Raw genomic sequence first — 24,161 nt, forward strand, 5'->3', positions numbered from 1 at the left:
TGTTCTTGTTTCGATACGGTGGTGCAGACATGGCGAGCTTTGGGCCTCTGAGCGTTGTCGAGAGCGCGAGTCGTTGAGATGGGCGGCTGTCGCTCAAGGTGGGTGGCAGTCTACTTGGGCTCTGAGGATTGGATTTGGGACAAATTGACGAACGTACGGTCGCTATGAGTGGCTACGCAGCGCTGGCTGAAAGGTGGGTTCTGTTGCCAAGCACTGCAAGAATTTTTTGCTACTCTTATGATAGCTGCTACCGCTTTACCAATAAGCGCTAGCAGCTATTTTGACTCATATTTTCCGGGGGCCATCCCTTCTTCGCTCCTTTCCATCCCAGCAAGATCTTCCAGTGCGCAACTCAGTCGCGGGTGCAAAAATCGGTAGCCCCGAGCCAGCGCGGCACTCGGCACTGGGTTCTGCCCCTCCAGCAACAGGGAGGACATTTCTCCCAACAAGACCCGCAAGGGCAACTCAGGAATGCGCAGCCAGGCACGTCGCCCAAACGATGCAGCCAGCGCCTGCGCAAACCTAGCCTGTGTCGCTGCCTCAGGTGCTACGGCATTCACGGGGCCTTGCAGGTGGGGGTGCCCCATCGCAAACCGCACCAGTCCTACTGCGTCAGCCAAGTGAACCCAAGGCGCAGGCTGGCGACCATGGCCCAGCACAGCGCCCAAGCCCAGGCGGGCGCTCAACGCTTGCATCGGGTAGGCGCCCCCGCCGCGCCCCAGCACCACACCAAACCGCATGCGCACCACCCGCACGCCCAGGGCTTCGGCGCGGCGTGCCTCGTGCTCAATGGCGGCGCACAGGTCGGACTGGAACTCGCCCGGGCGGGGTGGGGCGGATTCGTCCAACGGCTCCATCGACGCGTTGGGCGATGCGCCGTAGAAGCCCACGGCCGATGCGCTGACCAGCACGCGCGGGGCCTTGTGCAGGCGGCGCATCAGGCTGACTACCGCCACGGCGGTGTCCACGCGGCTGGCCAGCAGTTGGTGCCTGCGCGCCTGGGTCCACGGCATGCCCAGCACGCGGGCGCCTGCCAGGTTGACCACCGCGTCGATGGTCGTTTCGGACGGGATGGCGTCCAGCGTGTCCACCACCCACACGCCGGGGCCAAAGCTGGCGCGGGCCTGCAGGGCGTCGCGGGTCAACACGATCACCCGCTGGCCGTCGCGCACCAGGTCGGCCACCAGGGCGCTGCCCACAAAGCCGGTGGCGCCGGTGACCAGGGTGGCGGGCTGGGGTTGGAGGCTACGGGCGTGCAGGGCGCTGGGCTGTGGCGCAGGCGGGGCCGTGCGATAGAGCCTGATGGCGGCCAGCGTGTTGCGCACGCTCCAGGCCCACACGCCGATGGCGTAGGCCGTAAACAGCCACGACACCCAGCCGTGCGGGGCCAGCACCATGGCGCTGGGCTGCTGCCCCCATGCCCACAGCACGGGGGCGACGAGGCCCAGGAAGAGGCCGTAGCTGATGGTCAGCACGGTGTGCAGCACACGCTCGAACGGCGGCAGGCGGCGGGTGCGGTCTTCTTCCAGAAAATCCGCCAGGGTGATGCCCACTTCGATGAGCAGCAACCCGGCCAGCACGGCGGCAAAGGCGCCGCGCCATTCAAACCAGGCCAGGCCGACAAAGACGACGCCGTAGATGGCCTCGCGCGCGGCGTGCAGCGAGAGCTCGTACCGTGCCGAGCTGCGCTGCGGCAGCCGGGCCTGCAGCTCGTGGTGCCACAGGTTGTCAAACGCGCCCAAGGCGGCCTGGATGGAGAGCAGCAGAAAGATGGTGTTCATGGCGGTCATGGTGTGGGCTCAGTGTGATGAAGAATCGATGCCGACGGGTGCGGTGGGTCAATCCACCACGGGATCGGTGAACACGCCGGACTGGTGGAAGGTTTCGCCCCACAGCGGGTGCACCATGCTCAGCGTGAAGCGGAACTGGCCTGCGCCCAGGTCGGTGTGGGCAACGCGGCAGGTGCCGGGCGTCAGCAAGGTCGGCACGGGGATGCGCAGGCCTGCCAGCACCCACCAGAAGCAGCGGCTGCGGAACACCAGCGCGCCGTCTTCTTCCAGCACGTCCAGCGACATCGCCAGGCCGCCGTCGGTGCGCTCCAGCAGGGTGCCGTCGGTGCCCAGCTCCTTGGTGGACCGCACGGTGCGGTCTGCGCCGTGGTGGGTTCCGTTATTGGCGTCGGTGCCGGTGTGAAAGCGCCGCTCCCACACCACACCGCCGCGCCCGTTGTGGCTGACGTTGACGGTGGCGGGCAGGGCGGTGGTGTTGATGTGGGTCAGCGGGCCGCCCCAGGCCCGGGTCAGCGCGGCGTACACGTGGCCGATCAGCGAGCAGCGCAGGTCCATGTGGCCGTGGTAGCTCACGTCGGCGTGGGCGGTGCCAAAGCGGCGTTGCACTGCGGCCGGCAGGCGTGCCCACGCTGCGGCGCCGGCCAGGGCGGGCAAGTCCAACACTGGCGTTGCGTGTGCTGGGTTGGCGGTGCAGTGGCGGGGCGCTGGGGTGAAAAGGGCAAACATGGCGGGCTTGCAAGAGTGGCGGTTGCACTCTCTATTGCGAAACCCGGGCCAGGCTTAGCGGCCGCTGCAAGTGGTTGATTTCATTGGAATTTGCTTGGCTGGCTGCATACTTGGTTTACAGTGCGCGCAGCCCCTACCGTTAACCCCAGGAACAGGTCACCGACATGCGTAGCGCCCCCATCACCAACACCCAAATCGCAGCCTGCGCATGCTGATCCACGCCGTCCTCGGGTTTTCGGTGCTCGAAACGCTGGTGCTGGCAGCCCTGCTGCTGGCCTGGGCTGACCGCGTGGCGGGGGCCCGCCTGTTGGCGGCTTTTTTGATCGGTATTTCGCTGTGGATGGTGGGCAACGAGCTGCCCAACTGGCTGGGGCCTGAGACCGAACCGGTGGCGATGCGCTTGCTGGCTACGGCGCCGTTCACCTCTGCGCTGTTCTTTCATTTCTGCACGGTGTTTTGCCGTGTCGACCTGGGGCGCTGGGGCGTTGCAGTGGCCTATGCGCTGGGCGCGACTGCGTCGGTGGTTTCCATCATCCTGGTGCCGGGGCACCTGATTGAGCACCGCGACATTGGCTTTATTGCGGTGGCCGACCCGGTGGGCACCATCGCCAGCATGGCCTGGGTGATTTTGGGCATTGGCGGTGTGGCGGTGCTGCTGCTGGCCTTGCTGCGCGCACGCCGGTCGGGTGATGGGCAGAAGTTTCGGCAGATTGCCGCCGTCACCGCGTCGTGCCTGTGGGGGCTGCTGTGCTTGGCGGGCTATGGCATTGCGGTGCTGGATTTGCCGATTTACCCGTTTCCGCTGCTGGGCCTGCCGCTGTACTCGTTGATTCTGGTCTACGGCATCTTGCGTTATGGCGTGTTTGTGGCCAACGCCTGGGCACGCCGCGCGCTGGTGTGGGCGCTGCTGCTGGCGCTGGGCGCGGTGGTACTGGCGCTCACGCCGCTGCTGCCGTTCGAGTCGCGCTGGCTGGGTGGACTGGCCGTGGCCGCCAGTGTGCTGGCGCTCAACGGCCCGGTGCGCCGCGTGGCCGAGCGGCTGGTGTACCCGGGGGGCGAGGTATCGATTGCCGACCTGGGCGCCTGGCGCAGCGCGCTGCTGTCGGCGGAGACACCCGAGGCCCTGGCGCAGCAGGCCGCCACGCTGCTGAGTGCGCGCATTGGCACGCAGGTGGAGGTGCAGATTGGCGCTCCGTCCGCATCAACAACACCTTCAACGTCATCAGCGCCATCAACGCTACCCGGCAGCACCCCGCAACTGGTGTGCACCCCGGGCGAGCAAGGCTGGCAAACCACGCTGCACGGCTGGGACGCCGCGCCGCCCGGGCCGCGCCACGTGGCCGAGCTGTTTGGCACGGTGGTGGCCGAAGCGGCGGCGCGCGTGGAGCAGGCCCAGCAGTTTGCCGCCCGCGAACGCGAGCGCCAGCTGCAGGCGCGGCTGGCCGAGCTGGGCGCGCTGGCCGCCACGGTGGCGCACGACATTCGCAACCCGCTCAACATCATCTCGATGGCCGTGGCTGCTGCGCCCGGCGAGGCGCGGCGCGAGGTGGCCGACCAGGTGGCGCGTATTGCGAACCTGACGCACGACCTGCTGGACTTTGCCAAGCCCTGGAAGCTGGTGCCCCGTGAGCTGGACCTGGCCGCCCACGTGCGCAACGCGGCCATGCGGTTGCCCGATGTGACCCTGGGCGCGGGCCTGGCCCAGCCGCTGGTTTTGCAGGCTGACCCGCGCCGCTTGGACCAGGCGCTGACCAATTTGCTCGAGAACGCGCGCATCGCGATGGCGTCTGATGCCGTGGATACCGATGCCGGTGGTGACCCAACAGCGTCAGCAACGCACAGCCCTGTGCACATCGACGCAGAAACCACCGCCGACGCCGTGCTGCTGCACATCTGCGACGCCGGCCCCGGCGTACCCGACGAAATCCGTAGCCGCCTGTTCGAGCCCTTTGCATCGCGCAGCCCCGGCGGCACCGGGCTGGGGCTGGCCATCGTGGCCCGCATCATGGCTGCACACGGTGGTTCGGTGGCACTCACCGAACGGCCGCCGTGGAGCACCTGCTTCACGCTGCGCTTTCCTTTGACGACGACGCAACGCCTGCCATGACCGCCAACACCACAGACAACGCAGCTGACGCCCCGCCGGGTGCAGGGCAAGACGCCGCGCCAGCGGGCGAGCCGATAAGCGACCATGTCAACGGCCACGTGCTGCTGGTCGATGACGAGGCAGCCTTCCAGCGGCTGGGCGGTGCCTTTTTGCGCAACCTGGGCCACACCGTCGCGCTGGCGGGCGATGGCGACCAAGCCCTGGCGGCGTTTGCCAAACAGCAGCCCGAGTTGGTGCTGCTGGACCTGGCCATGCCGCCCCACATGGACCCGGAGATCGGCCTGGAGCTGATCCCACGTTTTGCACGCGTGCCGGTGGTGGTGTTGACCGGCCACGGCGACCACGCGCTGGCCCTGCGCGCCACCGAGCTGGGCGCCTGGGACTTTCTGACCAAGCCCATCGACCCCGACATGCTGCGGTTTGTGGTGGCGCGCGGGCTGCGCAAGGCGCGGCTGGATGCCGAACTGGCCGCCTTGCGCGCAGGGCAGTCGCTGGACGATCTGGGCATGGTGGGGCAGGCGGCGGCCACGGTGCAACTCCGCGCCCTGGTGCGCCGCGTAGCGCCCACCCACGTCAGCGTGCTGGTGCTCGGTCCCACGGGCACGGGCAAAGAACTGGTGGCCCGCGCCCTGCACGCCTGCAGCGCCCGCCGCAGCGAGCCCTTTGTCGCCATCCACTGCGGCGCCTTGTCGGCCGAGCTGCTGGAGAGCGAGCTCTTCGGGCACCTGAAGGGCAGCTTCACCGGCGCCTACCGCGACCAGCCCGGTTTGGTGGAGGCCGCACACGGCGGCACGCTGTTTCTGGACGAGGTGGGCGAAATGCCGCCACCCATGCAGGTCAAGCTGCTGCGCTTTTTACAAGAGGGCACTTTTGTGCCCGTGGGCGGGCGTGTGCCGAAGCGCGCCGACACCCGTGTGGTGGCCGCCACCCACCGCGACCTGGAAGCGATGGTGCGCGACGGTACGTTCCGCGAGGATCTGTTCTACCGCCTCAAGGGCGTGGTGCTGCGCACCCCGTCGCTGGCCGAGCGGCCCGCCGACATCCCGCTGCTGGCCACGCGCTTTCTGCACCGCGTGGCACACCGCGCCAGCCTGTCGGCCAGCGCCCTGGCGTGGCTGATGGCGCGCGAGTGGCCGGGCAATGTGCGCGAGCTCAAAGCCGTGGTGGAGTCCGCCGGGGCACTGCTGATGCCCGACCAGCGCGAGGTGGATGCCGAGCTGCTGCAACTGGCCAGCGGGGATATGAGCGAGAGTGCGGTGGATCAAAAAACTCCTGCAGTGGCGCCATCCGGCAGCACCGGCCCCCTGGACGCCGCGCTGATGGAGCTGGAAGTGCGCATGGTGCGCGACACCATGGTGGCGGTGGCGGGCAATCAGTCGGAGGCGGCACGGCGGCTGGGGATTTCGCGGGTGGGGTTGATCAAGAAGCTGACGCGGCTGGGGTTGCGTTGAACCTGGCCTGGGCAGGCGCAGGGCACGCCCGCGATGGAAGAAAAGTAATCATCCACCGGCAAAGTTGACGCTGCCTTGCCTTGGCACCACGGTGGCCATGGATAAGGCGCTCGGTTTTCATGGCCGCTGGGTGCCGCACTGCATCAGGGCTAAGGTTGCCCGAAGCTCAACATCACTTGATGCCCCTCTGGCTCCACGCTCAACATCCAGTAGCGTCCATCAATCAGGGCCAGGGCAGGGGTGATGTTGCTTAAAAGCTGCTCGCCGTCAGCTGCATCCACATCACCAGGAAGGTACTGGCGTTGTGTTGTGTCGCCAAGGGTCTGCTGGGTGATGCTGCGAAGTGCGTTGTCATCGTGCGGCACGACCAGCAACACCTGGCTGTCAGTGGGGTGTGCGGCAGCCGCTATGGCTGCTGACGACCACGCGACGCTTTTGTCGATCAGGCGGATGGGCTCGTTGCCGTAGAAGTAGAAGTTTCTAGCGGGGTCGTTGTCGCTGACCCAGATGGAGTACACACTGCGTCCGCCATGGGCGCGGAAGTACACGAAAGCACCCTCGCGCGTGCAGGCAGCGCAAGGCTGTTCATCTGTCATTGCTGCGTAGCCCTGGCCCGTCTGAACCGGTGTGTTTCCCAACCACTTGGTTTCCTTTTCAAAGCGCCATGCGTAGTAGAGGTCACTCGACTGATATCCCTTGAAAAACAGCACAAGGTGGCGTGCGTTGGGCAGTGAAACCGCACAAGGGGCGCGATCGGTTTTGGCGGCACTGCCGTTGACTTGCACGGTGCCATGTTTCATCCAACGGTCGCCGTTCCATTGCAGCCACTGTAGACAGCCCTCGAAGTCGGCATAGAAGCAATGCAGCACGTCGCCATGAACAACCAGTGTCGCAGGGGTGGATGTCTGCACCGGATCGCCGGACACCTTCAGCAGTTGAAAGTCGGTCCACTGCGTGCGGTGGCGCCCGATCAAAAACTGGTTTCCTTGTTTGACGCACACCCACCGTTCACCCTTGAACTCGGCGATGGCAGGTGAAGACTGCGTGGTCAGCGGTTTGCCCAGACGCTCCAGCAGACGGGCTTGCACTATCCAGTTTGTGGCGCTGCCAGAACCGGTGTTTGGGCCTGTGGCCTGGCCTTTGCCGGGTGGTACGCCTATTTTTGGGGGGCGCAGCGCACCATTGAGCTCTGCCGCCAGTACCCACCAAGGCGCAACGCCTAGTATTCCCGCGCGCATCCACATGCGCGAATTGGGGTTTGCAGTTGGGACACGGACCCGAGCCAAGGCTTCACCCGGTTTTGCGACAAACAGTGGTGAAAAATTGTCGGTAGCCTGAGGGTCGAGCGGGAGCTTGGGAAGCAGTCGCAGGTAAGTGGGAGCGGCCACGGCCTTGCCATCGGTGAACGCGCGATACACATCGGCAATAGCCGCGCGAAGGGCAGCGCGCATCACATTTCGGTTGGCCGCATTCACGGTGTCAAAGTAGCGCCCATCGCCGTAGGTGATCCAGTGGTCGCCAGCCGCATTGCTTACCCACAAACCGTTGAAACCATCCTCGTCATGCATCGCCTTGGCGCATGCATCCGGCGCAAAGTCGATCGAGTGGGTCTGAGAGCTCTTGAAGTCGTGCAGGTGACGCCGCGGCGTGCGCAGATGTCCGCTGGCGAAACCGTCGGTCAGATAGTGGCTGGCGAATGCCAGGTACGCATACGCCTTCAACAATCCGTTGCTGCGATGCATCCCCTGCTGGGCACTGGCTGAAGCGGCGGTCTCCATTGCTACTTGAAGACCTGCGCGGCAGACATCCTGGGCGTGGGCACCGAAATGGTCCCAGTTGAAGCTGGCAATCCACATGTAGCGGCCCCACAAACTGGTGTCATAGGGATAGACTTTTTTGTCCGCCCCTCCGGTGGCGATGTTGTATTGCAGGTCCCAGTGGTCGCTGTTGCGTGCGTAAGCTTCGTGGGGGTCTTCGCCCTTCGCGATCGCGTTGGCGATGGCCTGAAACTCTTCCTCCATGATTCCCAAAATTTTTTTGACCTCCTGCGGGTCTGCCTTGTCGAGCTCGGCGAAGGTTTCGCGAAACGCAGCGGGCTTGTCCGGCTGATCGGAGATGGGCTTGTGCGGAAGGGCATAAAAATCGCCAGCCAGCGCGACGATCTGGCCGAAACTCAGTCGGCAGCCGTTTTCCAGTGTGAATTCGAGATGAGCGGCATCGTGTGAGCTGCCATCCGCCAGCGTGAGCCTGAGCCCATCCACGACCGACCAGTGCTCGGCGCTACCGAAAAAAGCCACCCCTGGCCTACGTCCACCAGCAAGTGCTGTGCGTGTGCGAAAGCGCATCGGAACCTTGCGAGATTGCTGCTGCGTCTGATCCGGACCGAGCGGTTGATTGACTTTGATGTCCATGAGGTTCTCCTGGTAGTCGGCTTGGTTGGCGCTGCTTCGCGCTTATCAGCCGGTGTTGGGAAGAACCAAAGGCTAGCGACACAGGGTCGCGTCGAACAGTCCAAAGCTTGCATGGATCGTGTGGGTGGCATGAACACACGAGGTTTTTCAGGCATTCGGCTGATCACCAACCTGAATCTGCGCATCCGACCGTTGGCCACGAATTTGGGGAATCCTTCGAGTTCGGCATGGCCATGCTGTTGGCTGCTCCTGTCGGGAAGCAGACGGCCATCACGGCCGGGCGCTGACGACCTTGGCCCCCGCCGCCCGCAGGCCGGCGACAACCTTGCCCGGGGTGGCCGCTGGCACGACCAGCGTCGCCAGCTCCTTGAGCGCCGCAATGCCGAAGGGGGAGGCGGTTCCGAGCTTGTCGATGGAGGCCAGCACCACGGTTTCTGCGGCGCGCGCATGCAGCGTGCGCTTGACGGCGGCCTCCTCGAAATCGCCGGTGGTCAAGCCAGCGTCGGCATGCACACCCGTCACGCCCATCAGGTACAGGTCTGCGCGCAGCCTCATGGCGGCTTCGGTCACGCTGGCGCCCACGTTCACCATCGAGTGGCGGAACAGGCGGCCGCCCAGCATCAGCACCTCCACCTGCAGGTGGTCTGCCAGCGCCACGGCCACGCTGGGGCTGTGGGTGACCACGGTGGCGCGCAGGTCCAGCGGAAGGTGCTGCACCACCTGCAGCGATGTGGTGCCGCCATCGATGATCACCACCTGCCCAGGCTGCACCAGCCCGGCCCCGGCGCGGCCCAGCTCACGCTTTTCGTCGGTGGCAAGTTGCGCGCGCACTTGCAGGCTGCCCACGGCGGCAGAAGCGGGCAGGGCGCCGCCATGCACCCGTTGCAACCGCCCTTCGGCCGCCAGTTCACGCAGGTCGCGCCGCACCGTGTCTTCGGAGATGCCCAGCTCTTCGCTGAGCGCGCGGGCCACGATCTGGCCGTCCTGCTGAAGCCGGTGGAGGATGAGTTGCTTGCGTTGGGTGGTGAGCATATGGGCCCGTATTGTGGTGCGGATGGGTGTCAGTGGTTGCGTGAAACTGCCTGAAAGTGCATGATACTGCACGATTGCAATTTTTCGGAGAAACCATGTCCATTGCGCCCCCGGCCGACTCTCCTTGGCTCGTTCTGATCGCCGGTCCTTATCTCTCGGGCACCGACGGCGACCCCGCCCGGATCGCCGCCAACCGCGAACGGCTTGAAGCCGCAGCGCTGCCCATCTACGAACGTGGCCATTTGCCGCTGCTGGGAGAGTGGCTGGCCCTGCCCATCATCCATGCGGCGGGTGGGCAAGAGCCTGGCGACGCGGTGTTCCACGCCTACCAATACCCCGTGGCCGAGCGGCTGCTGGCCCGCTGCGACGCCGTGTTGCGGCTGCCTGGCGCATCGCGCGGCGCAGACATGGACGTGGAGCGGGCCCGGGCGCGGGGCCTGCCCGTGGTCCACCACGTGGATGAACTGCCGATGCGGCTGGCCGCTGGCGAAGGGGCTGCCGCATGAGCCGTCCACCACCACCTCCCATCGCCGCGCAGGCGGACCATGTGCGGCTGCTGGATGTGCAACTGCTCTCCAACGACTGGTATGTGCTGCGCAAGATCACGTTTGAACTGCGCCGCCGCGACGGCCAGTGGCAGCGCCAGAGCCGCGAGGCCTACGACCGGGGCAACGGCGCCACGCTGCTGCTGTATGACCCGCAGCGCCACACCGTGGTGCTGACGCGCCAGTTCCGCCTGCCTGCGTTCATCAACGGAGGCGCCGACGGCTATCTGATTGAGGCCTGCGCGGGCTTGCTGGATGGCGACGACCCCGAGACCTGCATCCGCCGTGAAGCGGAAGAAGAAACGGGCTACCGCATCCGCCAGCCGCGCAAGGTGTTCGAGGCCTACATGAGCCCAGGCTCGGTCACCGAGAAAGTGCACTTTTTTGTGGCCGAGTACGAACCGCAGGACCGCATCCGCGAGGGCGGCGGCCTGGCCCAGGAAGGGGAGGACATCGAGGTCATTGAAATGCCCCTCGCCGACGCCATCGCGGGCATTCATGCGGGCACCATCCAGGACGGCAAGACGGTGATGCTGCTGTTGCATGTGGCGCTGATGCTGCAAGGGGGCGCCACAAGCGGGTAACCTCGGCACCCTCGCAACGCACGTTGGCCGGCCCCGTGGCGGCCGATGTGCCGAAGCCACTCTGCCGCAGCCCCAACACACGCCTTTGATCCCCATGCAAGCCCTGCTCGACGCCATCGCCCACATGCCTTTGCCCACGGATGCACAGCGCATCTTCCACGGCCGGGGCGGGCGCCACCCCGGTTGTGAGCAATGGACGCTGGACGCCTATCCGCCGGTCTACGTGCTCACCAGCTTCCTGCCTGCGGGCGAGGACACTGAAACCCAGCTTGCGACGGTGGGCGCTGCACTGGCCGCGCGCTGCGAGCAGCTTGCCCCCGGCCAGCCGCTGAACTGGGTGTTCCAGTGCCGCAACGAACAACTTCGCACCCAGGGCCGCACCGAGACACGGTTGATGGCGGGCGCCGTGCCCGAGCCGCATGCGGTGACGGAGCACGGCCTGACATTCAAGGTGCATGTGCTGCGCGGCCAGAACCATGGCCTGTTCCTTGACATGGCCGAAGGCCGCCGCTGGGTGGACGCCTTTGCCGCTGCACGCAGCACGGACCGCTATGGCCTCAAGGTGCTGAACCTGTTTGCCTACACCTGCGCGTTCTCGGTGGTGGCGCTGCAGGCAGGGGCCAGGCAGGTCGTCAATGTGGACATGAGCCATGGCGCCATTGCCGTGGGCCAGCAGAACCACCAGCTCAACGGCCTCACCACCGGCGCCAGCTTTCTGGCGCATGACATTTTCAGCAGCTGGGGCAAGATCACCCGCAGCGGGCCGTATGGCCTGGTCATCGTGGACCCGCCCAGCTACCAGAAGGGCAGCTTCGTGGCCACCAAGGACTACGCACGGCTGATGCGCCGCCTGCCCGACCTGCTGGCACCCGGTGGCCACGCGCTGCTGTGCCTGAACGCGCCCGAGCTGGGCGTGGGCTTCCTGCAAGAGCAGATGCAGGAGCTGGCGCCTGAGCTGCAATTTGTGGAACGGGTGGCCAACCCGGCCGCGTTTGCGGACGTGGACCCGGAACGCGCCCTCAAGGTGCTGGTGTACGCCGCCCCGAATCTTTGAACAGGTTCTCAGGGCCGCTTGCCAGTGCCATTTAGGCTTTGTGGATTGCCGGTGGCTTCTGATATTCTTTGCGGCGCCTGTGTGAACAGGTCCGCATTCCCACGGCCTTGCCGCCTGCCGCATTCCTGGCGCTTTGGTGCGCGCTTCACCAGGTTCTTCTCATCGACGTATGGTCCGATTTTTTCTGATTTTCATCGCCGTATTGGCGGTCCTCTTTCGCATCGACATGCTCGATGACGTGCAACGGGTCGCCATCGAGCCCTGGACCAGCCTGCTCGCAACCGCCAGCGCGGCGCTCATGACCCCGCTCGACTCGGATGTGGCGCACCACGGCCGCATCCTGATGAGCAAGGCCACGGGCTTTGCGGTGTCCATCGAGGCGGGCTGCAACGGGGTGGAGGCAGCGATCATCCTCATCGCCGGCATGATCGCGTTTCCCTCGAACTGGAAACACAAGCTCGCTGGCATCGCCATGGGCATTGCGGCGGTGCAGGTCGTCAATCTGCTGCGCATCATCAGCCTGTATTACCTGGGCAAGTGGAACATGACCGTGTTCGAGTTTGCCCACCTGTACCTCTGGCAGGCACTCATCATGCTGGATGTGCTGGTGGTCTGGATGCTCTGGATTCGCTGGATCGCCCGGCAACAACCTCCCCAACCCGCCATTCCAAATGCAGCTTAGTTCGGTCGGACGTTTCCTGCTGGTTGCCATCGTCAGCCTGCTGTGCCTGATGCCGCTGTGGTACTACCTGTCGCCACAGCTCTCCAAGCCCGTGTTTTTCATGGCGGGTGAGGCGGCTTCCACCCTGTTTCACTGGGCATTGAGCTACACCCAGAAAGAGACCACGGCGTTGTTGAACACCACGCTCAAGGTGGTCTCCGTGCAAAACGGCCAGTTCAAGTCGGGCAAGCTGGCTCCTTTGGTGGACTACCGCTTGCTGGGCTACGGCATCGTGATCTTCTGGGCTCTGGTGCTGGCATCGTTTCCCCGTCACTGGGGGCGCAAGCTGCTCATAGGCTCCTTGGCCATGCTGCCGATCCAGGCACTCAACGTGGCCCTGCAGTGGTGCAACGATGTCTTCAACCGGGCGGGGCCCGAGGTGTTTGTGCAGACGGGGTTGCCCGGCTGGGTGGCCGACGTGGTGGCGTTCTTGTACCACTTCAACCTGTTCATCTTTACCGCGCTGGCCCCGGTGATGCTCTGGCTGCTGCTGGACCGGGAGTTTCTGGCCAAGCTCCACGCCCAGGCACGCGCTGCGGTGGCCGTTCAACGGCCGCAGTGAAGCGGGGTGGCCCCAGGGCTGGCCCGAAGCACGGCAAGTCAGCTGGTAGCCTCAGCCCAGCATCTTCATGATCACAGCCCACTCGGCGGGCTCCACCGGGGTGATCGACAGGCGGTTTCCGCGCTGCAGCACCCGCATCTGCGCCAGATCCGGGTGTTCCCGCAGCTCCGCCAGGCCCACCACCCGCGTCTTGCGCTGCGCCTGCACATCCAGAAGCAGCCAGCGGGGTGTGTCGGCGGGGGATTTGGGGTCGTAGTAAGGCGACGCAGGGTCAAACTGCGTGGGGTCGGCCCGCGTGCCGCTGGCCACACGCGCAATGCCGGCAATGCCTGGTTCGGGGCAGCTGGAGTGGTAGAACAGCACGCCATCACCCACCTGCATGCCGTCGCGCATGAAGTTGCGGGCTTGGTAGTTGCGCACACCGGTCCAGGGCACGGTGGCGCCCGGGGCAGACAAGGCGTCGTCGATGGAGCACTCCTCGGGTTCCGACTTCATGAGCCAAAAGCGTGGGGGGCGGGCCGACAGGGGTGAGGGCGCCGAGGGCGGTGTTGCAGCGGGATGGGGTTGTGCCATGGCGACATTTTGGCAAACACCGCAATGCCCGGCATCCACCTGGTGCGTGCAACATGGTGGAGTTATGCTACATTTTTGGTAGCTAATGGCGCTTATTCAGCAAGCGCTGGAGGCCAAATTTATCTTCAAAACATGGATCGTGCCAGGGATTGCACAGGCGAAATGTGCGCAGCAGAATCTGGCTGCAACCTCGTCTGCCTGCCAGTCCGCCAAGATAAGGTGGCCCGAGTTGGCCGTTCAGCCGGGTTCAGCGCAATGGCACCCACGCATTAAAACAATGGCAAGAAACACCTCCAAAAGCACCCGCAACGAAACCCCTGTTGCCTCTGGCTCGGACCGCAAGCGGGCGGGCTCGTGGTGGTTCGGCCTGTTTGCACTGCCCTTTGCCGCCGTGGGCGTGGGCATGCTGCTGCTGGGCGTGTTGCCCACCTTGTACGACTGGTCGCGCATGCAGTTCTGGCAACCGGCGCAGGCCACTCTGGTCTCTGCGCAGCTCAACACCAGCCGCAGCAGCAAGTCCACCACGTACCACGTCACGGCGCGCTACCGGTACCAAGTGGCGGGCCGCGAGTACGAGGGCGACCGCGTGGCCATCGGCAGTGGTGGGGACAACTTGGGGGATTTTCAGGAGGCGCTGGGTGAGCGGCTGGAGCATGCGCTGCAGAACGGGCAGCCGGTGCCCATCTGGGTGAGTGCCTCCAACCCCGCAGAGGCCGTGATCGACCGCAGCCTGCGACCCGGCCTGCTGGCATTCCAGATGGTGTTTGTGGTGGTGTTTGGTGGCTTTGGCGTGGGCATGCTGGTGCACCTGCTGCGTGCACCGTCGCGGGCAGGGCGCAAAACGTCGGCGCAGCGCGCCGTGGCTGGGGGCACACCCGGCAAGGTGGAACGCATTCCGGGTGGCGTGCAGATGTATTTTCCGGCGGGGCGGTGGTGGGGGCTCAAGCTGGCCCTGGGGTTGGTCGGGTGTGTGTTTCTGGCCGTGGGCCTGCTGGTGCCCTGGGAACAGGAGGCCCACGCGGATGTGGCGCCCTGGCTGTTCCGCCTGCTTTTTGGGGGCATGGGTGGGGCAGTGCTGATCAGCAGCTTTTATGCGCTGGCCAACAGCCTGCGGGTGCGGCTGGACCACGACGGCCTGCGCACCGAGCGGCGCCTGCTGGGCCTGATGCTGCAGTGGCACCAGGTGCCCGCACACGACATTGCCCGGCTGAACGTGGTGGAGAGCTATGCGGTGGAGACCAATGGCCGGCGCCAGGTGTATTTCCGCATCGAGGCTGCACTGCGCAGCGGCAAAAAGATCACCATTGCCCAGGACCTGCAAGGGCGCGCGGAGGCCGACCGCATGCTGGCGTCCATCGGCGGCTGGACGGGTTACCCCATCCGCTGAAATTCACCGCCCTTAGAACCTGTTCAAAATCTTTTCAGGGTCGCACAAGTGCCTTGCCGGGATGGGATGCAAGGCGCGGGGTGCAGCCAATAGCCCGTGCTATTGGCAAGCGTCGCAACACAGCAGACCGCCCGACAAGGCACTTGCCCGAAGGGTTGGAGTGAAATCGGGCGATTGGATGCCTCGGCTGCTTGTATGGGCACGAGCCCATGCGGCGCATCCGAAGCATCCACGTCCATCACGATGGCACTCCAATGTGATCCCCGAAAAGATTTTGAACAGGTTCTTAGCCCGCCTTGCGAAACGTGAGGTTGGTGCGGTGCGCGCCTGTCAGCGGGTGCACGCCCTCGGGCAGCGGCAGCACGCCGTGAAACCGCAGCCGTGCCGGGCCGCCCCACACCACCACATCGCCGTGCACCAGCGCAATGCGCCGTGCCTTATCGGCCCGCTGGGCACCGCCCCACAGGAACACGGCCGGAATGCCCAGCGACACGGACACGATGGGGTGCGCATAGTTGCCCTCGTCCCGGTCCTGGTGCAGCGACAACCGGGTGCCGGGCGCATAGCGGTTGACCAGGCAGGCATCGGGCGCAAAGCCAGGGAAACCCGCTGCTTCAGCCGCTTCAAGCGCCAACTGGCGAAACAGCGGTGGCATGGCCGGCCAGGGCTGGCCGCTGTCGGGGTCGGTGGGGTCGTAGCGGTAGCCGCGGCGGTCGCTGACCCAGCCCAATTTCCCGCAGTTGGTCATCGCCACCGACATGCGCAGGCCGCCCGGCGTGATGAGGTGCCTGAAGGGCGCCTGGGCCGTGACCTGCTGCACCGCCGCAAGCAGGTCGGCAGCCTGCGCCAGCGCAAAACCGCGCAGCACCACGGCGCCGGGCTCCAGCACCTCGGACGGCTGAATGGGTTGGGGTGGATCGTCGAAAAGACTGAGGCTCATAGAGGTGGCAATCCATGGTGGCAGTGTTGCCTGCAGCCGTCGCCACTGGCACGCGCCATGCCAGTGCCACCGTGGAACCGGCTTTGCCGGGCCACCGGTGGCGTCCCCGGAGGGGAAAATGCGAAGCGGCACAGGGGGAGCATCATTCAGCATCGTGAAAGATCACGCCCAGCGTGTGCCGCTGCCCGCTGCGCAACCGGCTCACGCCATGGCGCATCTGCACGCGGTACGGCCCGCGCGTGCCCTGTACGGGGCGGTGGTGCACGGCAAACACCACGGCGTCACCCCGCTGCAGCGGCACGACCTCGGCCCGCGACTGCATGCGCGGGCGCTGCTCGGTCAGCACGAATTCGCCGCCGGTGAAGTCGCGCCCTGGCTCCGACAGCAGAATCGCCACCTGCAGCGGGAACACATGCTCGCCATACAGGTCCTGGTGCAGGCAGTTGTAGTCGCCAGCGGCGTACTGCAGCAGCAGCGGGGTGGGGCGCACCTGGCCTGCGGCGTGGCAGCGGGCGATGAACTCGGGATGCCGCGCCGGGTAGCGCACATCGATGCCCATGGCGGTGTTCCACTGGTTGGCGATGGGCGCCAGGTGGGGGTACAGCGCCTCGCGCAACCCGGCGACCAGGCTGGGCAGGGGGTAGCTGAAATACCGGTATTCGCCCTGGCCAAATCCGTGGCGCTGCATCACCACGCGGCTGCGGAAGGTGGTGGCGTCGGCGCTGCCATACAGCCCGGCCACGGCTGCACATTCGGCGGCGCCCAGCAGTTGGGGCAGCACGGCGTTGCCCTGTTGGTGCAGGGCCTCGGCGGCCACATGCCAGTCTATGGCGGCCGCGCGTTGTACCCATTCGCTGTTTTGCAAGGCAGGTGAGGTGGGCCGTGGGATAGCGCTCATGCCACCTTCTCCACCCGCTGCTGTGCGGGCTCCGTGGCGGATTCGCGCGTGAGCAATGCACGTTTGCGCTCCACGCCCCAGCGGTAGCCTGACAACGCACCATCACTTTTCACCACCCGGTGGCAGGGAATGGCCACCGCCAGCGCATTGGCCGCACAGGCCTGCGCCACGGCCCGCACGGCAGTGGGCGCGCCGATGCGCTGGGCCACCTCGGCATAGCTGGCGGTCCGCCCTGGAGGAATGGCCTGCAGCGCCTGCCACACCCGCTGCTGAAACGCCGTGCCGCGCACATCCAGCGGCAGGTGCAGCCCCAGGCCCGGGGCCTCGACAAACGCCACCACCTGCGCCACCAGCGTTTCAAACGCGGCATCGCCACCGATCAGGTTGGCGTGCGCAAACCGGTCCTGCAGGTCGCGCGCCAGGGTGTCGGCATCGTCCCCCAGCAAGATCGCGCAGATGCCCCGGTCGCTTTGCGCCACCAAGATGGCACCCAGCGAGCACTGGCCAATGGCAAACCGGATGTCCTGCGCCGCACCGCCTGCACGGTAGTGGCTGGGCGTCATGCCCAGTACCTGGGCCGACTGTTCATAAAAGCGGCTGCTGGACTGGTAGCCCGCGCCGTAGATCGCATCCGTCACCGAGGCTGTGGGCTGCTCGCCGAGCGCGCTGCGCAGGCGCTGCGCGCGCTGGGCGGCTGCATAGGCCTTGGGCGTGAGTCCCGTGGCCTGCTTGAAGATGCGGTGCAGGTGCGATGCGCTCAGGCCCACTTGCGCGGCCAGTGCATCGAGGGTGGGCGCACCGCCCGCCGCAGCGCCTTCGATGAGGCGGCAGGCTTCGGTGACCAGCGCGGCATGGTGCGACAGCGCCGTGGGCTGCTGGGGCCTGCAGCGCTGGCAGGGGCGAAAGCCGGCGGCTTCAGCCTCTGCGCAGCTGGCATGGAACCGCACGTTCTCAGGCCGGGGGGCGCGCGCCGCGCAACTGGGGCGGCAGTACACGCCCGTGGTCTGCACCGAATACCAGAAGCGGCCGTCCGCCGCCGCGCTGCGCGCCACCACCGCCGCCCAGCGCGGGTCGGCCTGGGTGGCAGCGGCCTGTGCCGCCTTGGCGGAGGGGGTAGCACGGCTGGGCATGGCGGTGAAAGGTTGGGCCAGGGCGTCGGCGCTGCGGTGAATGGTGTTCAGGTTCATGGTGGATGGCTCACAAGGTGGATTGCGATGCCATGCACTCTAGGGACGGGGTGGGCGGGGCGCACTCCGAAGCTTGCTTTTGAATTCTGCGCTTTTCGGAGGCCAAGGGCCTCAGATCTGATTTGCTTCTATTTTGATAGCTATTAGCGCTTTATCAATAAGCGCTAGCGGCCAAAAACAATCAAACTTCAGGCGGCTGCAGTGGCCGGGGCCGCCGTTTGCCCGTGCCGCCCCAGCGCAGCGCGTCTTCACCCGGAATGCCCAGCGGATTGTTGGCCGGTTCGGTGAGTGGCGCCAGCAGGGCGCGCAGGTCGGCCTCGCTGAATTTGACCGCACCCTCGGCGTCATGGCCCAGCACGCCCTGGGCCAGCGCGGCCTTGCGGGCTTGCAGCTCCAGCATGCGTTCTTCGATGCTGCCTTCCACCACCAGCTTGTAGACAAACACGGGCTGGTCCTGCCCGATGCGGTGGGCGCGGGCCGTGGCTTGTTCTTCCACGGCGGGGTTCCACCAGGGGTCGAGGTGGATCACAGTGTCGGCTGCGGTCAAGTTCAGGCCCAGACCACCGGCCTTGAGGCTGACGAGCAGGATGGGCGCGCTGGTTGCGTCCTGCGCCTGGAACTGCCGCACCACCGCGCCGCGCTGGCCCGGCGGTGTCTGGCCCGTGAGGGTGAGGTAGGGCAGGGCCAGGGTATCGAGCAACTCGGCCGCCAGCGCGAGCATTTCAGTGAACTGCGAGAACACCAGCACGCGGCGCCCTTCCTCGACCAAGGCGGGCAGCATGTCGGCCAGCAGTTCGAGCTTGGCGCGTTCCATCGTTTGCGCGGTCTTCGTGGTGCCTTTCACCAAGCGCGGGTCGCAGCAGACCTGGCGCAGCTTGAGCAGGGCGTCGAGGATGGTGATCTGCGCGCCGTCAAAGCTCCGGCGCTCCAGCGCGCGGCGCACCTGCTTGTCGGCGGTGGTGCGCACGGCCTCGTACAGCTCGCGCTGCTTGCCTTGTAGCTGCACGCGCTGGATGACTTCGGTGCGCGGCGGCAGTTCGGTGGCCACGTCCTGCTTGCGGCGGCGCAGGATGAAGGGGCGCACGCGCTGCGACAGGAGCTGGGCGCGCAGGGTTTCACCGTTTTCCTCGATGGGCTTGCGCCAGCGGGCGTTGAAGCTGCGCACATCGCCCAGAAAGCCGGGCATCAAAAAGTCGAACTGGGCCCACAGCTCGCCCAGGTGGTTTTCCAGTGGCGTGCCCGTCAGGCACAGCAGGTGCGGGGCCTGCAGCTTGCGCAAGGCGCGGGCGCTGCGGCTGCCGGCGTTTTTCACCATCTGCGCTTCGTCCAGGATCAGCAGGTGGAACGGCTGTGCGGCCAGCGCCTCCACATCGCGCCAGAGCAGCGGGTAGGTAGTCAGCACCAGGTCGTGGTCGGCCATCTGCAGATAGCGCTGGCCCCGGCTGGCGCCATGCAGTGCCAGCACGCGCAGGCCGGGGGCCATGCGCGCGGCCTCGGCCTGCCAGTTGAAGAGCAGCGAGGTGGGCAGCACCACCAGGGCCGGTCGGGTGAGGCGCCCGGCCTCCTTTTCGGCCAGCACATGGGCCAGGGCCTGCGCGGTTTTGCCCAGGCCCATGTCGTCGGCCAGGATGCCGCCCAGCCCCTGGGCGCGCAGATACTGCAACCAGGCCAGGCCTTCCAGTTGATAGGGGCGCAGTTGCACCTGCAAACCCTGCGGTGCGGCCACGGGCTGGGGCGTGCCGATGGTGCGCAGGCGCCGGGCCAGCTGCGCCAAGCCCAGATCACCCTGCAACTGCCAATCGTTGTTCCAGCCATTGACCGTGCCCACGCGGTGGGCCAGCACCAGTCCGGCGCGCAGGGCTTCGACACGGCGGGCCTCCCAGGCGCCCAGGTGCAGTGGGTCGCCGTCCTTGCGCTGCTTGCGGGTCGGGTCGGTCAGCAGATCGACCATGGCCCCCACGATGGCCTTGAGCGGGCCGGCGGGCGCGTCGATGCGTTTGCCGCCCGGGGCGCGCAGCGAAATGATGGCGATGTCGTCAATGGCGGCCATCTGCCGGGCATTGAGCCAGCGTGCGTCGCGGCGCAGCAGGTCGGCCAGCATGGGGGCCAGGTCCAGCGTTTCGCCGTCGATCTCGATACCCAGGCTGAGCAACCAGGCGCCTTCGCGCTCGGGCAGCTGCAGTTTTTGCACGGGGCGCTCGCGTGGGCCGAGTGGGCCATCCACTTCCTTGCCCAGCAGTTCGCCGGTGTCGGGGGCAATGTGCAGCTTCCAGCGCAACACGGGCACGCTTTCGTGCGCAAAGCCGGGCTGCACCACCACGCTCCAGCCTCTGGCGCGGAGTTTGGGGATCTGCTCGGCCCAGAAGTCGCCAAAGAAGGCCTCCTGCGCCAGCGTCCACAGCGGGCCCAGGCTGGCTGCGGCATCGCGGTTGCGCCATTGCAGCGAGCGGGCGTCCACGGGCAGCAGGCCCAGGTCCCACACCAAGTCCATGGCGTCCGACTCGGCCGCCACGTCGCGCTGCATGCGCACCACGGGACCGCCGGTGTCGTACAGGTCCTGCAGTGGGGCGGGGCGCGAGTTGAGGATGGAGGTAGGGGCGGGTGTTTGCCAGGCGATGGCCCCCGGCGGCGTTTCTTGGGTGCGGTAGGTCCAGTCGATCTGGGCCAGCGTCACGCTGTCGCCACGCGGCCCCATCTTGCCCTGGGGCTTGAGGCCCAGCAGGCCGTCGCCACGGCCCAGCGTCATCAGTGTGATGCGCGGGCGGAAGTGCCCGGTGGCGATGCCGGGCGGTGGCGCGGTCCGCTGGGTGCGTGGCGTGGCAGTCTCTGTGTCGGTCTCGTCGCCCCGCATCAACCCCATCACGCGTGCAGCCTCGGCGTCCGTCAGCGGGGGCAGGGCCTTCAGCGCTGCTGCATTGGCCTGGCGGCGCAGGGCGGTCACCCAGGCGGCGATCACCGCCTGGCGGTCGGATCGCGGCGGCGCGGGCGGCTCGGCGGGGGAAGGGAGGTCACCGGGGTGTGTCACTGGCCGGTGATTGTGCCGTGCCCGTGGGCTGGGCCTGGCAGGATGCGGCGCTATTTGGCGCCTTGTGGCGCCGGTTGCGCGGCGGTCGTCGCCCGGGGCCGGCTGCCTTGCAGGTGCATGGCGGCCGCAGCGAGCAGGATGGCGGCGGCTCCCAGCCACTGGGCAGGCTGCAGCCGGTGACCAAACGCGACAAAGTCCACGCCAATCGCCACCACTGGATAGATGAAGGACAGCGCGCCCTGCAGGTAGGTGGGCAGCTTCTGCACGGCGCCGTACAGCAGGATGTACATGAGGCCCGTGTGCACCACGCCCACCGTGATCAGCAGCAGCCAGGTGCGGGCACCTTGCGGGGGGGCACCCAGGTTGGCAAACGGCGCCAGCAGGAGCACACCCACGCAGACCTGTACCAGGGCAATGAGGTGGGGCGGCGTGCCGGTGAGGCGTTTGGCGATCACCGAGGCTATGGCCCAGAAGAAGGCAGCACCGAGCGCCATGGCGATGCCCAGCGCATAGTGTGTGCCGCCCTGGCTCGCGCCGGGCCGGGCCTGCACGATGAGCAGCATGCCGCCGAATGCCAGGGCCAGCCAGCCGAGCTTGGCTGGGGTGATGCGCTCGCCAAAGAGCAGGGCGCCAAACACCACCAGCATGAAGGGCTGGGTGTTGTAGACCGCCGTGGCGATCGAAATGGAAGCATGCGCATACGCCCCAAACAGCAGGAGCCAGTTGGTGACGATGGCCACGCCCCCCAGGGCCGCCCACGCTGCCGTGCGCCAGGTCAACACGCCGTGCAGCAGGCCCATGGCGGCGCACACGGCCGCCAGCGTGGCCGCGCCGAACACGCAGCGCCAGAACACCACGTTCAGCGCCGGCAGGCCGGATTCCACGACAAACCAGCCGATGGTGCCCGATATGGCCATGGCGGTGCCCATCTCCAGCGTGCCTTGCGTTTTCTTGTCCATGGGGTCACTCCATCCGTGAGTTGATGGAATGACTATAGGAAAACGGGCCTGTGCGTGGAATGGATGAAGAAAGGCATTTATTCAGTAAACCCTCATAATCTGAGGCAACCATTGACTTTGAGGAGCTGCTTGCCATGGATTCCATCGACCAGGCCATCCTGACCGTGCTGCACCAGGACTCCCGCACTTCACTCAAGGTGCTGGGCGAACGTGTGGGCCTGTCGTCGCCCAGCGTGTCCGAGCGACTGCGGCGGCTCGAGGAGCGCGGGGTGGTCCGCGCATTCACGGTGGACATCGAACCGCGCGCTCTGGGCTATCAGCTGCAGGCCATCGTGCGTATCAAGCCGCTGCCGGGCCAGTTGGCGGCGGTGGAGAAGTTGATCCAGGAGACGCCCGAGTTCTGCGAGTGCGACAAGGTCACCGGCGACGACTGCTTTGTCGCCCGGGTGTATGTGCGTTCCATCGAGCAGCTCGACGGCGTGCTGGACCGCATTGCCGACAAGGCGCAGACGAGCACGGCCATCGTGAAGGCGCAGACCATCCGGCGGCGACCACCGCCATGGTCGCCGGGCGTCTGAGATTGTGAGAGCGGGGGAGGCCCTTTCTATCCGCCCAGCACCCGCGCAAACAGCTCGTTGCGAAAGTGGATGCCCAGGCGCGCAAAGGCGCGGTTGCGGTAGGTCTTGACGGTGGGCACGCTCAGGCCAAGGTCGCTGGCGATGCCCTCGTGCGTCATGCCCTGCAGCAACCGGGCGCACACGTCCAGTTCGCGGTCGGTCAGTTCGGACTGCAGGCGCATCAGGCGCATGCGGAGCACCGGCAGCCCATCGGCGGCCAGCGGGGCGAGTGCGGCGCCGGCTGGCAGGAGTGCGGGGGCGCCCGATGTATTCACGGTCAACGTTGCCGGGCCCGGGCAACTGTCCTCTGTTCGCCAGGCAGCCGTGGCAGTGGGGGGAAACGGGTGCGACAGAACAATGTGTTTGCGCGTGAGGGCCAGCAGCACGGGCGCCACGGACTCGAACGCGCCGATCTGCCGGTCGCTGAACGCCCGCTGGTGCTGGTGGCGGTAGAAGTTGACGGCGAACACCGAGCCATCGCTTTCGTATTCGACCACCGACACACGCTCGGCCACGCCGTGGGCCTCATACACCCGGGCACGGTGTTCGCCCTCCACCTCGGTGGCCGTGACGTGGCACAGCCGCGTCTCGGGCTGGGCAAACGGCGCTTCATCAAAAGCCCGGCCCCAGGTGCTATCGCTGCGGTAGGGGCCCGACAGATAGGCCCACCAACAGTCCTGCGTGGTGTCGGGCACGCCCCGGCTGGCCGACATGAACAGCGTGGGCTTGCAGCGGTGGCCTGTGCGGTACACCGACCACGAGGCCGCAGGCAACACGGGCTCCAGGTCCTGCAGCAGCCCGGTTGCAAAGCCATTGCCGCCCAGGCGGTGGACCATGCTCGCCAGGGTTTCGCTGGCGGGGTTTTGCAGCACCTGTCGGCCGGGTGTTTTCTGCAGGGAAGGGGGGAGCCACTGCCGCATGGGAAAAGTCGGAAATTGGAGTGTTCGTTGCCGAAAGCGTGGAGTGTGCGCTGAAAACGCCCCCGATTCTGTTGCCGAAAGCCCGGGTTATCCCGTCATCCTCTGGGATGACAGGCTTGGGTGGCAACGGGACTTACGCTAGGTCCCATGTCTGACCTCATCCCCCTGCCCGAACCGCAATTCCGATTTTTTGCCGACCTGCGCGTGGAGGTCGGCACCCCCCAGGAGGTGGGCCACACCGTGCACGGGTTGCGGCGATTGATCCCCATCCTGGGCGGCACCGCCACCGGCGATGGCTGGAGTGCCCGGGTGCTGCCCGGTGGCGCGGACTTCCAGCTCATCGTGAACGACCGGCTGTCGGAGCTGGACGCCCGCTACGTGCTCGAAACCGATGGCGGCGATCTCATCTATGTGCAGAACCGGGCGGTGCGCTCCGGCCCGGCCGAACTGATCGCCCGCCTGGTGCGCGGCGAGCCGGTGGACCCGGCGCAAGTCTATTTCCGCTGCAGCCCGAGCTTCGAGACCGCCTCCACGGCGCTTGGCTGGATTGCCGAGCGCATGTTTGTGGGCACCGGCGCGCGCTACCCGGATGCGGTGGCCATGCGCTTTTTTGAGCTGCGCTAGCGCCCGGCACCCCGGGCAATTTCTGAATTTTTGAATCTTCCCAACGTA

General features: G+C 66.5%; 21 protein-coding genes. 10 read left to right on the forward strand and 11 right to left on the reverse strand.

The window, feature by feature from the left end:
• Nucleotides 1-275: 275 nt before the first annotated feature.
• Nucleotides 276-1,790, reverse strand: a complete 1,515-nt coding sequence (locus ASE52_RS05240) for a TIGR01777 family oxidoreductase (RefSeq protein ID WP_057224309.1) — start codon at nucleotides 1,788-1,790, stop codon at nucleotides 276-278.
• 48 nt (nucleotides 1,791-1,838) lie between these two features.
• Nucleotides 1,839-2,516 (reverse strand): DUF4166 domain-containing protein, encoded by a 678-nt coding sequence (locus ASE52_RS05245; RefSeq protein WP_057224311.1) that lies wholly within the window; start codon nucleotides 2,514-2,516, stop codon nucleotides 1,839-1,841.
• 208 nt (nucleotides 2,517-2,724) lie between these two features.
• Between ASE52_RS05245 and ASE52_RS05250 the strand changes: the two genes are divergently transcribed.
• Complete coding sequence (locus tag ASE52_RS05250; protein ID WP_057224313.1) at nucleotides 2,725-4,623, forward strand: HAMP domain-containing sensor histidine kinase; 1,899 nt, start codon at nucleotides 2,725-2,727, stop codon at nucleotides 4,621-4,623.
• Nucleotides 4,620-6,074: a sigma-54 dependent transcriptional regulator gene (locus ASE52_RS05255; RefSeq protein WP_198928059.1), complete on the forward strand. Its 1,455-nt coding sequence runs from the start codon at nucleotides 4,620-4,622 to the stop codon at nucleotides 6,072-6,074. The genes ASE52_RS05250 and ASE52_RS05255 overlap by 4 nt, the downstream gene beginning before the upstream one ends.
• 149 nt (nucleotides 6,075-6,223) lie before the next feature.
• On the opposite strand, the gene ASE52_RS05260 is transcribed toward ASE52_RS05255, so the two are convergent.
• The gene (locus tag ASE52_RS05260) at nucleotides 6,224-8,485 is read right to left on the reverse strand and encodes a hypothetical protein (RefSeq protein ID WP_140426134.1); all 2,262 of its coding nucleotides are present in this window, start codon (nucleotides 8,483-8,485) and stop codon (nucleotides 6,224-6,226) included.
• A 270-nt stretch (nucleotides 8,486-8,755) separates the two neighbouring features.
• On the reverse strand, nucleotides 8,756-9,517 hold the full coding sequence (locus ASE52_RS05265) for a DeoR/GlpR family DNA-binding transcription regulator (RefSeq protein ID WP_057224317.1): 762 nt from the start codon (nucleotides 9,515-9,517) through the stop codon (nucleotides 8,756-8,758).
• A 95-nt stretch (nucleotides 9,518-9,612) separates the two neighbouring features.
• On the opposite strand from ASE52_RS05265, the gene ASE52_RS05270 reads away from it, so the two are divergent.
• The 5 genes from ASE52_RS05270 to ASE52_RS05290 all read left to right on the forward strand — a co-directional run bounded on the left by ASE52_RS05270 (nucleotide 9,613) and on the right by ASE52_RS05290 (nucleotide 12,983).
• Nucleotides 9,613-10,023 (forward strand): hypothetical protein, encoded by a 411-nt coding sequence (locus tag ASE52_RS05270; RefSeq protein ID WP_010458366.1) that lies wholly within the window; start codon nucleotides 9,613-9,615, stop codon nucleotides 10,021-10,023.
• Nucleotides 10,020-10,646 (forward strand): NUDIX domain-containing protein, encoded by a 627-nt coding sequence (locus ASE52_RS05275; RefSeq protein WP_010458365.1) that lies wholly within the window; start codon nucleotides 10,020-10,022, stop codon nucleotides 10,644-10,646. The genes ASE52_RS05270 and ASE52_RS05275 overlap by 4 nt, the downstream gene beginning before the upstream one ends.
• 94 nt (nucleotides 10,647-10,740) lie before the next feature.
• Entirely contained in the window at nucleotides 10,741-11,700 is a 960-nt protein-coding gene (locus tag ASE52_RS05280) for a class I SAM-dependent methyltransferase (protein WP_057224319.1), read from the forward strand.
• Between the two features lie 169 nt (nucleotides 11,701-11,869).
• Nucleotides 11,870-12,382: an exosortase H gene (gene xrtH, locus ASE52_RS05285; protein ID WP_010458363.1), complete on the forward strand. Its 513-nt coding sequence runs from the start codon at nucleotides 11,870-11,872 to the stop codon at nucleotides 12,380-12,382.
• Nucleotides 12,372-12,983, forward strand: a complete 612-nt coding sequence (locus ASE52_RS05290) for an exosortase H-associated membrane protein (protein WP_010458362.1) — start codon at nucleotides 12,372-12,374, stop codon at nucleotides 12,981-12,983. Before xrtH ends, ASE52_RS05290 begins: the two co-directional genes overlap by 11 nt.
• A gap of 51 nt (nucleotides 12,984-13,034) precedes the next feature.
• Here the strand turns inward: ASE52_RS05290 and ASE52_RS05295 are convergent, their stop codons facing one another.
• Nucleotides 13,035-13,478 carry an EVE domain-containing protein gene (locus ASE52_RS05295; RefSeq protein WP_057224321.1) on the reverse strand — a complete coding sequence of 148 codons (444 nt, stop codon included), beginning with the start codon at nucleotides 13,476-13,478 and terminating at the stop codon, nucleotides 13,035-13,037.
• 355 nt (nucleotides 13,479-13,833) lie between these two features.
• Between ASE52_RS05295 and ASE52_RS05300 the strand changes: the two genes are divergently transcribed.
• Nucleotides 13,834-14,943, forward strand: a complete 1,110-nt coding sequence (locus ASE52_RS05300; protein ID WP_057224323.1) for a DUF3592 domain-containing protein — start codon at nucleotides 13,834-13,836, stop codon at nucleotides 14,941-14,943.
• 286 nt (nucleotides 14,944-15,229) lie between these two features.
• On the opposite strand, the gene alkB is transcribed toward ASE52_RS05300, so the two are convergent.
• The 5 genes from alkB to ASE52_RS05325 all read right to left on the reverse strand — a co-directional run bounded on the left by alkB (nucleotide 15,230) and on the right by ASE52_RS05325 (nucleotide 21,952).
• Nucleotides 15,230-15,883, reverse strand: a complete 654-nt coding sequence (alkB, locus tag ASE52_RS05305; RefSeq protein WP_057224325.1) for a DNA oxidative demethylase AlkB — start codon at nucleotides 15,881-15,883, stop codon at nucleotides 15,230-15,232.
• 142 nt (nucleotides 15,884-16,025) lie between these two features.
• A complete protein-coding gene (locus ASE52_RS05310) occupies nucleotides 16,026-16,781 on the reverse strand; it encodes a 2OG-Fe(II) oxygenase (protein WP_057224326.1) in 756 nt (251 codons plus the stop codon).
• Complete coding sequence (ada, locus tag ASE52_RS05315; RefSeq protein WP_057225231.1) at nucleotides 16,778-17,911, reverse strand: bifunctional DNA-binding transcriptional regulator/O6-methylguanine-DNA methyltransferase Ada; 1,134 nt, start codon at nucleotides 17,909-17,911, stop codon at nucleotides 16,778-16,780. Before ada ends, ASE52_RS05310 begins: the two co-directional genes overlap by 4 nt.
• Before the next feature lie 238 nt (nucleotides 17,912-18,149).
• Entirely contained in the window at nucleotides 18,150-20,993 is a 2,844-nt protein-coding gene (locus ASE52_RS05320) for a DEAD/DEAH box helicase (RefSeq protein WP_057224328.1), read from the reverse strand.
• 50 nt (nucleotides 20,994-21,043) lie between these two features.
• Entirely contained in the window at nucleotides 21,044-21,952 is a 909-nt protein-coding gene (locus tag ASE52_RS05325) for a DMT family transporter (RefSeq protein ID WP_057224330.1), read from the reverse strand.
• A 134-nt stretch (nucleotides 21,953-22,086) separates the two neighbouring features.
• Here ASE52_RS05325 and ASE52_RS05330 point away from each other — a divergent pair, with 134 nt between their 5' ends.
• A complete protein-coding gene (locus ASE52_RS05330) occupies nucleotides 22,087-22,530 on the forward strand; it encodes an Lrp/AsnC family transcriptional regulator (protein ID WP_010458347.1) in 444 nt (147 codons plus the stop codon).
• A gap of 26 nt (nucleotides 22,531-22,556) precedes the next feature.
• Here ASE52_RS05330 and ASE52_RS05335 read toward each other — a convergent pair whose 3' ends face one another.
• A complete protein-coding gene (locus ASE52_RS05335; RefSeq protein ID WP_057225233.1) occupies nucleotides 22,557-23,405 on the reverse strand; it encodes a helix-turn-helix transcriptional regulator in 849 nt (282 codons plus the stop codon).
• Between the two features lie 231 nt (nucleotides 23,406-23,636).
• On the opposite strand from ASE52_RS05335, the gene ASE52_RS05340 reads away from it, so the two are divergent.
• Nucleotides 23,637-24,113, forward strand: coding sequence for a DUF3237 domain-containing protein (locus ASE52_RS05340; protein ID WP_057224332.1), 477 nt, complete (start codon nucleotides 23,637-23,639; stop codon nucleotides 24,111-24,113).
• The last annotated feature ends 48 nt before the right edge of the window (nucleotides 24,114-24,161 follow it).

Source organism: Acidovorax sp. Root275 (genome assembly GCF_001428965.1).
In the GTDB taxonomy this organism is placed as follows: domain Bacteria; phylum Pseudomonadota; class Gammaproteobacteria; order Burkholderiales; family Burkholderiaceae_C; genus Acidovorax; species Acidovorax radicis.